Below are 13,236 nucleotides of genomic sequence, written 5' to 3'. Positions count from 1 at the left end.
GGTGCGCATCAGGTACTACGGATTACATCGGTCGATGGTCAAGACGACTTGAGTGCAGAAGCAAGAAAGCCGCCGACAATGTTCAAGAAATGCCGAATCGACCTGGCCGAGGTGACCGGGCAGGCTGATGCCATGACCACGAACCGACGTGCGCACCTTCTGGGCACCACCGTTGTCGGCCTCGGCCTGCTGCTTGCCGCGTGTGGATCGGACCCCGACGCGACGGTGCCCGAGGGGTCGGCGACGTCGGAGTCCCCGACGACCACACCTACCGAGCCGCCGGCCGCGGACATTCCAGCCGGATCGAGCACCGACCCCGAGGCGGCGTACCGATCCTGGCTGGCCGCCCTGGAGGCGCAGGACGCCGAGGCGGCCTGCGCGCGCAACGCACCCTCCTTCACCATCGCGCTGCGCCAGGAGGCGATCCTGGTGAAGCGGGCGCGACTGGGTGACCCGTGCGTCGACTTCGTTGCCTTGTTGTGGGAGGACCCGGACCGGGAGTACGACCCGGTCGCCGTTGAGGCCACGCAGGTCACCGCCGAACGAGCGATCCTGGCGGTGGACTTCCCCGGAACCGATCAGACGGTGACGTTGACCATCCCCCGCGGTGTCGGGACGAGTTGGTACGTCGCCACCACAGAGGACCGCACCGCCGGAACCGAAGACGTCAGCCAACGATGGGTGAACGCCTGGTGCGATCTCGAGCCGGCGATGACGACCGACCAGATCGTCGATCTCATGGGCGAACCGTCAGGTGAGTACACCGTCAGTAATGGCGGTGAACCCCAGCTCTACTGGGCGCGCCGGGAGTACGACTTCCGGGTCTATCTCGATGCACAGGGCACCGTGCTCGATCTGGTCGGCGACTACGACGAACTCAGCGCCGCCGACCGCGATCTGCTGCCCTGCCCCGAACTGCGCTGAGCCCGGATCGGGCTGAGGAGTTCGCGCTGGGGACTACCAGCCGCGTTCGGAGAGGCGGTGGGGTTGCGGGATCTCGTCGACGTTGATGCCGACCATCGCCTCGCCCAGACCGCGGGAGACCTTGGCGACGACGTCGGGGTCGTCGTAGAAGGTGGTGGCCTTCACGATCGCCTCGGCGCGCTGCTCGGGGTTCCCGGACTTGAAGATGCCGGAGCCCACGAAGACGCCCTCGGCGCCGATCTGCATCATCATCGCGGCGTCCGCGGGCGTGGCGATGCCGCCGGCGGTGAACAGCACGACTGGGAGCTTGCCCGCGGCGGCGACCTCCTTGACGAGGTCGTAGGGGGCCTGCAGTTCCTTGGCCGCGACGTACAACTCGTCCTCGGCCATGCCGTGCAGGCGGTTGAGCTCGGCGCGGATGGTGCGCATGTGGGTGACGGCGTTCGAGACGTCGCCGGTGCCGGCCTCGCCCTTGGAACGGATCATCGCCGCACCCTCGGTGATGCGGCGAAGCGCCTCACCGAGGTTGGTGGCGCCACAGACGAAGGGAGCGGTGAAGTTCCACTTGTCGATGTGGTTGGCGTAGTCGGCCGGGGTCAACACCTCGGACTCGTCGATGTAGTCGACACCGAGGCTCTGCAGGATCTGCGCCTCGGCGAAGTGACCGATCCGAGCCTTGGCCATCACCGGGATGGAGACCTGGGCGATGATGCTGTCGATCATGTCGGGGTCGCTCATCCGGCTCACGCCGCCCTGGGCGCGGATGTCGGCGGGGACCCGCTCGAGGGCCATCACGGCCACGGCGCCGGCGTCCTCGGCGATCTTCGCCTGCTCGGCGGTGACGACATCCATGATGACCCCACCCTTGAGCATCTCGGCCATGCCGCGCTTGACGCGCGACGTGCCGGTGACGGAGGTGTGCGTGGGGTCAGGGATGTTCTGCGACATGCCTGTCATTCTAGGCCGATCAGGCCGGTGATGTCCCATCGGCAGCGGCCCGGGCGGCGTCGGACTCGGCGTCGAGGATCAGCGCCTGGCGCCGCACCTTGAGCACCCGGAATACCACGGTGTAGGTGTTGGCGAACGCCAGGACCCACAGGACGCCGTACAAGAGGATCGGCAGGTTGAGGATGTCGCTGAGTCCGGTCAACACCAGGATCGAGACGAGACGGTCCGCCCGTTCGGCGATGCCGCCGCGGGCGTCCATCCCGAGGGACTCCGCCTTGGCCCGGGCGTAGGACGTCACCGAGCCCATCACCAGGCAGTACAGCGAGAGGCAGAGGTAGAGGTAGTTGTCGCCGGAGGTGCCCGCGAAGTACAGCGCCAACCCTCCGAAGACAGCACCGTCACCGATCCGGTCCAACGTGGAGTCCCAGAAGGACCCGAACTTCGAGTCGCGCCCCATCTCACGGGCCATCGCCCCGTCGATGAGGTCGCTGAAGACGAACGCGGTGATCACCAGGACCCCGATGAGCAGGTGCCCGGTCGGGAAGAAGATCAACGCACCCGCGACGACTCCAATGGTGCCGACGAGGGTCACGGTGTCGGGGCTGATGCCGAGCCTGAGGAAGAGTTTGACGAAGGGCATGAGCACGACGCCCTGCCAGAAACCCTTGAATCTGTCCAACATAAGACGAGCAGGCTAGCCGGTGATGGCAGCGGGAGCGAAGTGAGGCGGCGTGGGCTAGCTGGGCCAGGCGTCGGCGAACAGCGCTCGGGTGTCGGTGAGCAGCTCGGGCAGCGTCTTGGTGCGCCCGATGATGGGCATGAAGTTCTGGTCCCCGGGCCACCTCGGTACGACGTGCTGGTGCAGATGGGCGGCGATCCCGGCGCCGGCCACCTCGCCCTGGTTCATACCGATGTTGAAGCCCTTGGCCCCGGAGACCGAGCGCACGACCCGCATCGCGGTGCGGGTCAGGTCGGCGATCTCGGCGGCCTCCTCGTCGGTGGTCCCGGTGTAGTCGGCGAGGTGACGTAAGGGGCAGACCATCAGGTGGCCCGCGGCGTACGGGTAGAGGTTGAGGACGACGAACGCCCGCTGACCGCGGTGAATGATGAGACCTTCGACGTCGTCGAGGGTAGGGATCCGGCAAAAGGGGCACTCCCCCGCGCTGGCGTCGTTCGGCTTGTTCTCCCCGCGGATGTAGGCCATCCGGTGGGGGGTCCACAGCCGGTCCAGGGCGTCGCCCTCCCCGATCCCGTCCTGGCTGATGTGCGGTGGCATGTCGTCAGTCAACCGGACCAGCCTCGCCGGCCAGCACCGAGGTGACCAGATCGCTCACCGGGACATTCGGGTCCAGGGTCACCCCGCGGGCGCTGGCCAGCCCAGCGATCGGCAGCCAGATCGCTTCGCTCAACACGTCGATGAGGGCTTCGGGCCCGGGTTGCTGGTCCGGGCGTCGCAGCCATCGTCGTACGGCGGTGAAACCGAAGCCAACGACACCGAAGATCAGCGGGTCAAGGGCACTGCGATCGTCCTCGGTCAGCCGCACCTCGAGGCTGTCCACGACCAGGGTGATCAGGTCCTCGATGCCCTTGGCGACCTGCGCGATCGCCTGGTCCAGCGGGCTCGGACCGGAACTCCCCGGGGTCTCCCGCTCGACGAACTGGTGGAGGGCCGGGTGTTCGGCGGCCCATCCGACATAGGCCCCGACGATGCGCCGGACGATGTCGACCGGGGTGCCCTCGAGGGACAGCGCCGGAAGCAACCGCGCTCCGACCAGCTCGAAGATGTGGGCCTGCACCGCGACGTCGAGGTCGGCCCGGTCCGCGAAGTGGCGGTAGACCACGGTGCGACTGAGCCCCGCCTTCTCCGCGATCTGACGAACGTGTATCTCAGCCCCGGGCTCGAGACCGGCCAGGACGTCGGTCGCCGCCTCGAGGATGACCTGACGCCGAGCCAGGTTGTGCTCATCCCACCGCGCACGTCGTCCGTCGATCGGCGTTGGCGCCACGGACATGTGCACTCCTTCTCAGCTGCGTTGGGGTTCCCGCTCCTGGGGTGCAGGGTACCTACGACTCTGACGCCGCGCATCGTCGATCCTCCGAGTCCTGGGCCCGCGAAGGTCAGCAGCGATACGCACCGCCTCTGCCGAGTCGACGATCTTGGTCCGCACGGCACCGCGCTCATGTCCGCGGCGCCGTTCCTCACGATCGATGCTCCGCCATCCAGCTCGGTCCACGACGGACACCTTGCGCGCTCGGAGCAGTAAGTCAATGCTCCCCGGCGTGTGGCCTCCGGGGGTGATGGCGCCCGAGTCACAGTCGTCGAGCAACGCGGCGACGGTCTCCTCGGCGTCCGACTTGTTGGTGCCGATGAACCCGCTGGGTCCGCGCTTGATCCATCCGGCGACGTAGGTGCCGGGTACGACGCGACCGTGGTCGTGGGGAACGGTGCCCGTGGCGGCGTCGTACGGCAGATCCGCGACGGGTTGCCCGCGATAGCCGATGGCCCGCAGGACGAGTCCGGCCTCGATGACCTCGCCCGACGCCACCTCGAGTCCCTGCACGCGTTCCTCCCCCACGATGCACGCCGGGGGTGTGTGGAACCGGAGCCGGATCGTACGACGAGCGGGGTCGACCCGTCGGTCGGCCAGTTCTCGGATCACTCGACCGCGGGTGTCCTCGCCGAGCCGATCACGGTCGTCGTCGGTGAGTTCCATGATGACGTTGCGGTCCGACAAACCGGCCAACCCGATCAGTTCGGGCAGGGTGAACGCCGCGTACTCGGGCCCACGCCGGCCCAGGATCACGACCTCGCGGACGGAGCTGGCGGCCAGATGTTGCCAGGCCTCGACCGCGAGGTCGGTGTGTGCCAGCTCGGCGGGGTCCGTGGTGAGGATCCGGGCCACATCCAGGGCCACGTTGCCGTTGCCGATGATCACGGCGCGTTCCTGGTCGAGGGGAACGTCCAGTCCCACCTTGTCGGGGTGTCCGTTGTACCAACCCACGAAGTCGGTGGCCGACAGAGAGCCACGGGTCGGCTCCCCCGGGATGCCGAGGACGCGGTCCGAGGACGCGCCGACCGAGTAGACGACGGCGTCGTAGTTCTCGACGAGGTCGTCGTGACGGATCCCCGCGCCTATCTCGACGTTCAGCAGGTAGCGGAAGCCCGGCTGGTTCTCGATGTGGGCGAAGAGTTCCTGGATCTTCTTGGTGCGCTGGTGATCCGGGGCGACCCCTGCGCGAACCAGGCCGTACGGGGTGGGGAGGCGGTCGAACACATCGACGCTGAACTCGGGATGCTTGAGCAGCTCGTCGGCGGTGTAGAGACCCGCGGGTCCCGCCCCGATCACCGCAACCCGGAACGGGCCCGGTCGCAGGACCCGACGCTGAGCAGGAACCACCGCGAGCGGCGTACGCCCCGGGTCGGCGAAGGTGGCGAAGTAGTCGGCGTTCAGGGCCAGGAACGGCTCTTCCGAGGGCTTCAACGCGGTGTGGGGTTTGATCGCCGCGGCCGGGCAGGCCGTGACACACGCCCCGCAGTCCACGCAGGAGTTCGCGTCGATGTAGAGCATCTCCGCCTCCGCGAACCCGGGCTCGCCGGGAGCGGGGTGGATGCAGTTGACCGGGCACGCCACCACGCAGGAGGCGTCAGCGCAACAGGACTGCGTGACGACGTACGGCATTCTCGTTGCCCCTCAGGCCGCGGCGGACGCAGGCTGGCTGCGGTAGCGCGAGGGACGACCGTCGATCTTCATCCAGCGCCACACCATGCGCGACACGCGGTTCATCAGGCCGCACTCCTCGGTGAGCATGCGGACGTCGCCGAACAGGTCGCGCAGCATCTTGCGCGACTCCGGGGCGTCCCACCAGACCTCGTCGACCACGGACTTGGGGATGCCCATGTCGCGACGAGCCTTCTTCGAAGGCTTCACGATCTCGTCGCACAGCCACCGCATGATCAGCGGGACGGCCACCGACAGAACCGCGCGGTGAAACCGGTTGAGCTTGGGGGCCTGGTGCTCGAGGTACTGGTGGGCGAACCCGATGTGACGCGCCTCTTCGGCGACGTGGATCTGCATGATGCGCTGCAACAGCGGGTGCATGTCGTTGCCGGCCCGCAGCACGTTCTTCTGGATGTGGTCGATCGGTTCCTCACCGGCCAGGACGCCGAAGAAGAAGCCGAACGGAAGCGCCCGTGCCGCCAGCGGCAGGAAGGGCGCCACCCCTCGGAAGATGCGTGAGCCCCCCTGGACGTCCTGGCCCGAGCGGTTCACGAACTCCTGGAACATCTGGGTGTGGTGGCATTCCTCGGTCGCCTCGTGCGTGGAGTAGCGGAACTCCAGGCGGCCGTTGGGAAGGGCGAAGGCGTACTGCATCAGACCGCTGATCAGAACCTGCTCGAACTGCAGGCCGACCTTCTGGATGTTGGCCTGGCGGTAGAGGCCCACCTCGATCTGTCGCTGCCGCGGCAGCGACTGGTACCAGTCGGTGGCACCCAGTACGTCGATCGCGGGGAGGATCCAGCGGGGGTCGTCGTGATGGATCGCGAAGTCCGGGTTGTCCCAGTCGATATCGAGAAACGCGTCGAAGTGTTGGTGCACCGAGGCCTCGGACAACGTCGCGAGCCGTTCGGCGTACGACTGGTCGCCGGTGGCCGCGCCCTCGACGGGACGAGCGGTGGGTGCTTCGGGAGTCATCGTCATTGCGGTGTCGCCTCTCGACGGGGTGGCTCAACAGTGGTCAACTGCGTCGAGGTTACTGCGACTCCGTGTCGCATGTAAAGAATATCCGCGACATCGTGTCGCGGTTTGTTCAGTCCGCGAAGCGGCTCGGGAATCCGCCGGTGGCCACGGGCGACCACCGGGTGGGCGTGACCCGCAGCAGGGACTTTCCCTGGTCGCGCATGGCCTGGCGGTATTCGTCCCAGTCCGAGTGCTCACCGGCGATGCTGCGGAAGTAGTCGACCAACGGCTCGACGGACTCGGGTGTGTCGATCACCTCGCATGTTCCGTCGACCTGCACCCAGGCGTCGTTGAACTCCTCGGACAGCACGAGGACGCTCACCTCGGGGTTGCGCCGGGCGTTGGTGACCTTCGCCCGCTCGGGGTACGTCGCGATGACCAGGTGCCCGTCCTGGTCGACTCCCCCACTGACCGGGGAGCTCTGGGGACGCCCGTCCTCACGCGTGGTGATCAGCACCATCTGGTGCCGGGGTCGCACGAACTCCAGCAGCTTCTCGAGGTCGACGTCGGTGTTGGTCGCGATGTTCTTTGCCATGCCCACACTCCAGCACACGGGCCAAGCGATCTGCAGCTGTGGCTTGTGCAGTACCACGAGGTCAGCCGGTGACACCTGCGTACTGCATAGGGCTGGAGGCACAGTCCGGGCACGGCGAAAGGGTCCCCCGCCAACCTCCCAGTTGAAGAATGTGTCCGACGCGGCGGGCGGTGTCACACGGGCGACCGAACACCTGGCCCCATCCCAACCGCCCGGTGCTGCGGCCTTCGACCAACGCGTCGAGATCGCGGTCCAGGTCACGGTCGCGTGAGCGGGCGTTGTCGTGGAAGAGCCGTCCGTCCAGTTCGACGATCAACCCGAAGCGCCGATACTCCACATCACGCAAGATCGGACCACGGCTCGAGGCCAGCACCTGGCGGTCCGCCACCGGCAGACCGTGCGGACGTTCGACCCGGGTGAGGTACCCGTGCTCCAGCGTCGAGCAGGTGCCGTGGGCGACATCCTGGAGTACGGCGACGAGAAACTCGCGCCGGGCAATCCGCTCATGCGTCTCCAGAGCGGCGAGAAGTCTGCCCGCGGTGGTTCGCCGGGCCTGCACGGCATCAGCCAGCAACGCGACCGCTTCCACTTCGTCTCGACACTCGGCCGCCAATTGGAGTACGGCGTGCTCGACACGAACCCGGGGAGGGGTGAGATTCCACTGCACCCGGTCGTCGAGGTGAGACAACTGGTGCAGCCGTACGCCGGCCGGCGCAGCAGGCGACCGGCGTCGGTCGACTGCCACATGGATCAGGCCACCTGCGGTGGTGCGTCCGGGGCCGTCAGCCGCCCGCAGCGCGGACTGATGACACAACGCAGCCGGCCACAAGGACAGCACCGCAGCCCACATCTGCTGGATCCAGGTGAGTTCGCCTGTGTGATTGACGTAGACCCCGACACCCACCGCCACGAGTTCCCTGCGCCTGAGCAGCCGACGCACGTCAGGGGCAGTGAGCGACAGCTCCAGCAGTTGCCGTCGGGTCACCACACCGCTCTGCAACGTGAGCAAGTCGTCGAGTTCGGGCATGACGTGAGCGTTCTCGAAGTGTCATTCGTCCGCCACCCAGCTCTCGCTGACCTGTGGATAACTTCGATCGTGCTCGAGTCTCACGCCGTCTGGTACGACGCAGCGAGTGGTGCGTCAGACCTGTTCGCGGGTGGCTACCGCTGCGACGATCCGGTCGATGGCCTCCTGGACGGGTACGCCGTTGTCCTGGCGGCCGTCGCGGTAGCGGAACGAGACGGCACCGGCTTCGATGTCCTCGGAGCCGGCGATGATCATGAACGGCACCTTCTGGAGTTGCGCGTTGCGGATCTTCTTCTGCATCCGGTCATCGGAGTCGTCGACCTCGACGCGCAGGCCGAGCACCTTCATCTGCCGGGCCAGGTCGTGCAGGTAGTCCGCGTGCACGTCAGCGATCGGGATCGCCTGGACCTGGACGGGGGCCAACCACGGCGGGAAGGCGCCGGCGTAGTGCTCGACGAGGACACCCATGAAGCGCTCGATCGAACCGAACTTCGCGGAGTGGATCATCACCGGCTGCTGCCGGCTGCCGTCGGAGGCGACGTACTCCAGAGCGAAGCGCTCCGGAGACGGCTGGTTGAAGTCGTACTGGATGGTGGACATCTGCCAGGTCCGGCCGATGGCGTCACGCGCCTGCACCGACACCTTGGGCCCGTAGTACGCCGCGCCACCGGGGTCCGGCACCAGCTCCAGTCCGGTCTCGAGGCACACGTCTTCGAGCACCTTCGTGGCGATCGCCCAGTCCTCGTCAGAACCGATGAACTTGTCCTTCGACGCGTCCCGGGTGGAGAGCTCGAGGTAGAAGTCGTCGAGACCGAAGTCACGCAGAAGACCGAGCACGAAGTCGAGCAGGTGCCGGATCTCCGCCGGCGCCTGCTCGGCGGTGACGTAAGAATGCGAATCGTCCTGAGCGAACCCGCGCACCCGGGTCAGGCCGTGCACGACCCCGGACTTCTCGTGACGGTAGACGCTGCCGAACTCGAAGAGCCGCAGCGGGAGCTCGCGGTAGGAACGCTGCCGCGAGCGGTAGATCAGGTTGTGCATCGGGCAGTTCATCGCCTTCAGGCGGTAGTCCATCCCGTCGACATCGAGGGCGGGAAACATGCCCTCGCCGTAGTAAGGCAGGTGGCCTGATGTGTGGAAGAGCCCCTCCTTGGCGATGTGGGGGGTGCCGACGTACTCGAAGCCTTCCTCGATGTGCCGCTGGCGGACGTAGTCCTCCATCTCCCGCTTGATCACCCCGCCCTTGGGGTGGAAGACGGGAAGTCCCGAACCGATCTCGTCGGGGAAGCTGAACAGGTCCAGGTCGCGCCCGAGCTTGCGGTGGTCGCGGCGCTCGGCCTCCTCGATGCGGTGCAGGTGCTCCTCGAGGGCCTCCTTGGTCTCCCAGGCGGTGCCGTAGATGCGTTGCAGCATCGGGTTCTTCTCGTTGCCGCGCCAGTACGCCGCCGCCGACCGCATGAGCTTGAAGGCCGGGATGCGCTTGGTGGTGGGCAGGTGCGGCCCGCGGCACAGGTCGCTCCAGGCGGCCTCGCCCTTGCGGTTGATGTTGTCGTAGATCGTCAGTTCGCCGGCGCCGACCTCGACGTTCGCGCCGTCGGCCGCGTCGGCTGCGGCCGAACCCTTCAGTCCGATGAGTTCGAGCTTGTAGGGCTCCCCCGCCAGCTCGACCTGCGCGTCGGCGTCGGTGGTGACCCGACGCTCGAAGCGCTGACCCTCCTTGATGATCTTGCGCATCCGGGTCTCGATCTTGGCGAGGTCCTCGGGCACGAACGGGGTCTCGACGTCGAAGTCGTAGTAGAAGCCGTTCTCGACCGGCGGTCCGATGCCCAGCTTGGCGTCGGGGAAGAGATCCTGCACCGCCTGGGCCATCACGTGGGCGCAGGAGTGCCGCAGGATGTCGCGGCCGTCGGCGCTGTCGATGGCTACGCCCTCGACCTCATCGCCCTCGCTGAGCTCGTGGGAGAGGTCCTTCACCTCCCCGGCGATGCGGGCCGCGATGATGTCGGCGTCGTCGCGGAAGAGCTCCCAGGCCTTCGTTCCGGTGGTGGTCGTCTGGTCCTGCCGTTCACCGGCGTGGACACGGACGACCTTGATCTCGGACACGAGAGCTCCTTGAAACTGCTAGAGGGATGCTGGGTGGGGATAGCGGTCGCCGGATCGGCAACCACCGGGAGCCTATCGAGCCGGGTCGGGCTCGCGCGCCTGGGTTTCCTCCGGTGACGGCACGGCCGGCAGCGTGGTGACGAAGCAGTTGCCCGACTCGGTGGCCTCGATGGCAATCGACCCGTCGTGCAGTTCCGCCACGCGACGACAGATCGCGAGGCCGACTCCGGTGCCTTGACGCCCCTCGGTGTTGGTTCCGCGGCCGAACATGGTGAAGATCAGCTCGAGGTCAGCGGTTGCAATGGGGTTGCCGTTGTCGCTGATCCGCAGGTCGAAGGTTCCTCGCTCGGCGTCGACCTCGGCTTCGATACTGACTACGGGATCCTGGTCTTCGGGAACGTACTTCAACGCGTTCCCGATCAGGTTGCTGAGCAGTTGCCGAAGCAGCGACTCGTCGCCAACCACATCGGGCAGATCCAGTACCTCCACCGTGGAGGGCCGCTCGACCCGCGCCCGCTCATCTGCTGCCACCTCGCGCACCAGGGCAGTCAGGTCGATCAAGTCCTCGGTACGCCGACGAGCACCGATCTCGGCGAACGCCAGGATGTCGTCGATCAGGTGCATACCGCGGTCAGCCGCTGCGGTGATGCGGCTGGTGAGTTCGACGAGCATCTGGTCGTCGATCTTCTTCTCGAGGAGCTGGGAGTAGCCCTTGACCACGGTGAGTGGACCCTTGAGGTCGTGGGCCATGGCGGCGGAGAAGTCGCCGATGTCGTCGAGTGCGAGCCGCAGCTCCTTCTCCGCGCGTCGTCGCGCGGTCACGTCGGTCATCAGCGAGTGCAGGACGGTGTCGTCGCCGTCACCCAACCGCCAGGTCGTCACTTCGATGTCCAGGTGACCCCCGCTCTTACGGCGACCAGCCAGCGGAACCTGCCGCCCGAGGACCGGCTCCTCTGACTGGACCTCCTCGGGCTCGTCGATGCGCATCAATGAACGCACTCGTTGGCTTTCGGTGGCACTCACGATGAGGTCGCGGACCTGTACACCGATGATCTCTTCGCGGGTCCAGCCGAACATGGCGGTCGCCGCGTCGTTCCATTCCAGGGCGACCCCGTCGAGGGTGGTGGCGAGGTAGGCCTCGGCGGCGGAGTCGAGGATCTCGCGGGTACGCCGCTCGGCGGCGCCCAACTCGGCCGCCATGATGTCGCGTGCGGCGATCGCGTCCCGGGCGACCTGCAGGGTCTCCTCGGCGCCGGCCCGGCGGAGGTCGACGTTGCGGAGGCGACCGCCGCCGTACAGGATCATCGCCCCGCCGAGGGTCGCCATAATCGTCGCGAACAGCGCCAGGGCGACCGGGCCGGAGTAGTGGTTGCCGAGTCCGAGCCTGATGACCGCGCCGACCACCATGGGCGAGAACACGGCCAGGGGAGCCATCCACCGCACGATGATGCCCCCCGCGGTGTTCCCGGTCAGGATCGACATGAGCCCGTCCCCGGCTCGCAACAGCAGCACCCCGGTCGCGGCAACGGCCAGTCCCACTGCGGTGTGGAGTGCTGTCGAGCTGAACGGACCGAACTCGTAGAGCGCGTTGACGTCGTAGGAATACCCCAGCAGGGTGACCACACCCAGACCCAGGCATGCCAAAGCCAGGCTCTGGGCCAGGCGGGTGGCCGAACGCATAAGCGCGGCCAGTGCGAGCCAGAGCAGCAGCATCCCGCCAGCGGTGGCCAGCGACATCCGACCGGGGTGCTCAATAGAGTCGGTGTCCAGGCCGAACGGGTTATCCAGGCCGGCGTCGAACCCCACGACGTACTCCAGGATCGTCAGCGCGGCGTAGGCCCCTCCGAGCACCGCGAGGATCACGATCACGCGGGATCGGGCAGGGCTGGCCGGGCGGGCAGCCACAGCGAGGGCGACCCCGACCCCCGCGAAACTCGCGGCGGTCGTGAGTTTCATGCTCGCGAACTCCGCGCCCAGAGTGGTGACACGGTCCAGGCCCAGGAACCAGCCAGCGATAACGACCACGCCGACGAATGCGACGCCCAGACCGATGAGCAGGGCGCAGTGGCGAAGCATCGCGACCCGGCGGTCGCGGGGGCGGCTGCTGTGTTCCTTGGCCTCGATGGCCGCGAGAAGCGCTTCGGGACCGTAGGCTGCGTCTGGGTTGGCCACAAACGCTCCTGACTGCCAGGAATTTTCGGTCCTCGGGAGTGAGGAGTGGGCGATACTGGGTTCGAACCAGTGACCTCTTCGGTGTGAACGAAGCGCGCTACCACTGCGCCAATCGCCCGCAGATGTTGCGGGTGGGGTGCACCTAGCGGTGCGGACGAAACTGTAACGCATGCAGCCCCCGAACCGCTGCTAGGCCCTCGCCGTCGCTTTGGCTGGCCCGCGTATCGTCCGAATTAGTCGACGTGCATGCAACCGAATAGGTCGCGATCGCGTCTTAGGACCAGGGGCGGATACGCGGGCGCCCCTGTCGCTCAGAAGTTTCTTTCTCGGCCCGCGTGACGTGGGGGATCAATGAGAGACGAACTCGATGACAACCATGCGCCTGTGCGCCATGAAATAGCGCTGCAGTGCGTGGATGAGCATGACCGACCGCTGATCTTCATGGCCACCTTCGCTTATCACCCGGCGACCCCGTACGCCGTGAGCATCACCTGTCACCTCGTCGAGGCCGACTACGCCTGGACGGTCGAGCGGAGCCTGATCGAGGCGGGTCTCAAGCGCCGCGTGGGTTTCGGAATGGTGCGGGTGGCGCCGGCACGCTGCGACGCGGGCTGGCCGATGGTGGCCATCTCGCTGCTCTCCGCGGCCGGCTCCCTCGAGACCAAGGCTGAACTCGGTGCGATCCAGCGCTTCTTGGCCGAGACCCGGCGGTTGGTGCCGACCGGAACGGAGTCGACCCATGTGGACCTCGACGAGTTGGTCGCCGAGTTGCTCGAGCCCTGAGTCGC

General features: G+C 67.1%; 12 protein-coding genes and 1 tRNA gene. 2 read left to right on the top strand and 11 right to left on the bottom strand.

The features are described 5' to 3' along the window. Positions 1-132: 132 nt before the first annotated feature. Complete coding sequence (locus tag ACYVLV_RS11445; RefSeq protein WP_460810042.1) at positions 133-924, top strand: hypothetical protein; 792 nt, start codon at positions 133-135, stop codon at positions 922-924. A gap of 33 nt (positions 925-957) precedes the next feature. On the opposite strand, the gene pdxS is transcribed toward ACYVLV_RS11445, so the two are convergent. The 11 genes from pdxS to ACYVLV_RS11390 form a co-directional block, all read right to left on the bottom strand. Then, on the bottom strand, positions 958-1,872 hold the full coding sequence (gene pdxS, locus ACYVLV_RS11440; RefSeq protein WP_460810040.1) for a pyridoxal 5'-phosphate synthase lyase subunit PdxS: 915 nt from the start codon (positions 1,870-1,872) through the stop codon (positions 958-960). Positions 1,873-1,891: 19 nt separating this feature from the next. After that, complete coding sequence (gene pgsA, locus ACYVLV_RS11435; RefSeq protein WP_460810039.1) at positions 1,892-2,554, bottom strand: phosphatidylinositol phosphate synthase; 663 nt, start codon at positions 2,552-2,554, stop codon at positions 1,892-1,894. A gap of 54 nt (positions 2,555-2,608) precedes the next feature. Further along, positions 2,609-3,148 (bottom strand): HIT family protein, encoded by a 540-nt coding sequence (locus ACYVLV_RS11430; protein ID WP_460810038.1) that lies wholly within the window; start codon positions 3,146-3,148, stop codon positions 2,609-2,611. A gap of 4 nt (positions 3,149-3,152) precedes the next feature. Next, a complete protein-coding gene (locus tag ACYVLV_RS11425) occupies positions 3,153-3,884 on the bottom strand; it encodes a TetR/AcrR family transcriptional regulator (RefSeq protein ID WP_460810037.1) in 732 nt (243 codons plus the stop codon). Positions 3,885-3,896: 12 nt separating this feature from the next. Then, complete coding sequence (locus ACYVLV_RS11420) at positions 3,897-5,552, bottom strand: FAD-dependent oxidoreductase (protein WP_460810036.1); 1,656 nt, start codon at positions 5,550-5,552, stop codon at positions 3,897-3,899. A 12-nt stretch (positions 5,553-5,564) separates the two neighbouring features. After that, positions 5,565-6,572, bottom strand: a complete 1,008-nt coding sequence (locus tag ACYVLV_RS11415) for an AurF N-oxygenase family protein (protein ID WP_460810034.1) — start codon at positions 6,570-6,572, stop codon at positions 5,565-5,567. 109 nt (positions 6,573-6,681) lie between these two features. After that, the gene (locus ACYVLV_RS11410) at positions 6,682-7,146 is read right to left on the bottom strand and encodes a PPOX class F420-dependent oxidoreductase (RefSeq protein WP_460810033.1); all 465 of its coding nucleotides are present in this window, start codon (positions 7,144-7,146) and stop codon (positions 6,682-6,684) included. 61 nt (positions 7,147-7,207) lie between these two features. Continuing rightward, complete coding sequence (locus tag ACYVLV_RS11405) at positions 7,208-8,173, bottom strand: hypothetical protein (RefSeq protein WP_460810031.1); 966 nt, start codon at positions 8,171-8,173, stop codon at positions 7,208-7,210. Positions 8,174-8,287: 114 nt separating this feature from the next. Further along, positions 8,288-10,276, bottom strand: coding sequence for a threonine--tRNA ligase (thrS, locus tag ACYVLV_RS11400; RefSeq protein ID WP_460810027.1), 1,989 nt, complete (start codon positions 10,274-10,276; stop codon positions 8,288-8,290). A gap of 72 nt (positions 10,277-10,348) precedes the next feature. Then, positions 10,349-12,448, bottom strand: a complete 2,100-nt coding sequence (locus ACYVLV_RS11395; protein ID WP_460810026.1) for a sensor histidine kinase — start codon at positions 12,446-12,448, stop codon at positions 10,349-10,351. Positions 12,449-12,494: 46 nt separating this feature from the next. Continuing rightward, positions 12,495-12,566: transfer RNA gene (locus ACYVLV_RS11390), tRNA-Val, on the bottom strand. 293 nt (positions 12,567-12,859) lie between these two features. Between ACYVLV_RS11390 and ACYVLV_RS11385 the strand changes: the two genes are divergently transcribed. Further along, on the top strand, positions 12,860-13,231 hold the full coding sequence (locus tag ACYVLV_RS11385) for an SsgA family sporulation/cell division regulator (protein WP_460810025.1): 372 nt from the start codon (positions 12,860-12,862) through the stop codon (positions 13,229-13,231). Positions 13,232-13,236 lie beyond the last annotated feature (5 nt).

The sequence above is a fragment of the Nocardioides salsibiostraticola genome (assembly GCF_054783655.1).
The sequence above is the reverse complement of the archived record's forward strand: the minus strand, read 5'-3'. Positions and strand labels throughout refer to the sequence as shown.

What these genes read in the sequence shown, in the direction of transcription:
- pdxS (WP_460810040.1), bottom strand. Translation starts at nt 1,872, where the DNA reads ATGTCGCAGAACATCCCTGACCCCACGCACACCTCCGTCACCGGCACG.
- ACYVLV_RS11445 (WP_460810042.1), top strand. Translation starts at nt 133, where the DNA reads ATGACCACGAACCGACGTGCGCACCTTCTGGGCACCACCGTTGTCGGC.
- ACYVLV_RS11430 (WP_460810038.1), bottom strand. Translation starts at nt 3,148, where the DNA reads ATGCCACCGCACATCAGCCAGGACGGGATCGGGGAGGGCGACGCCCTG.
- ACYVLV_RS11410 (WP_460810033.1), bottom strand. Translation starts at nt 7,146, where the DNA reads ATGGCAAAGAACATCGCGACCAACACCGACGTCGACCTCGAGAAGCTG.
- ACYVLV_RS11420 (WP_460810036.1), bottom strand. Translation starts at nt 5,552, where the DNA reads ATGCCGTACGTCGTCACGCAGTCCTGTTGCGCTGACGCCTCCTGCGTG.
- pgsA (WP_460810039.1), bottom strand. Translation starts at nt 2,554, where the DNA reads ATGTTGGACAGATTCAAGGGTTTCTGGCAGGGCGTCGTGCTCATGCCC.
- ACYVLV_RS11415 (WP_460810034.1), bottom strand. Translation starts at nt 6,572, where the DNA reads ATGACGATGACTCCCGAAGCACCCACCGCTCGTCCCGTCGAGGGCGCG.
- ACYVLV_RS11425 (WP_460810037.1), bottom strand. Translation starts at nt 3,884, where the DNA reads ATGTCCGTGGCGCCAACGCCGATCGACGGACGACGTGCGCGGTGGGAT.
- ACYVLV_RS11405 (WP_460810031.1), bottom strand. Translation starts at nt 8,173, where the DNA reads ATGCCCGAACTCGACGACTTGCTCACGTTGCAGAGCGGTGTGGTGACC.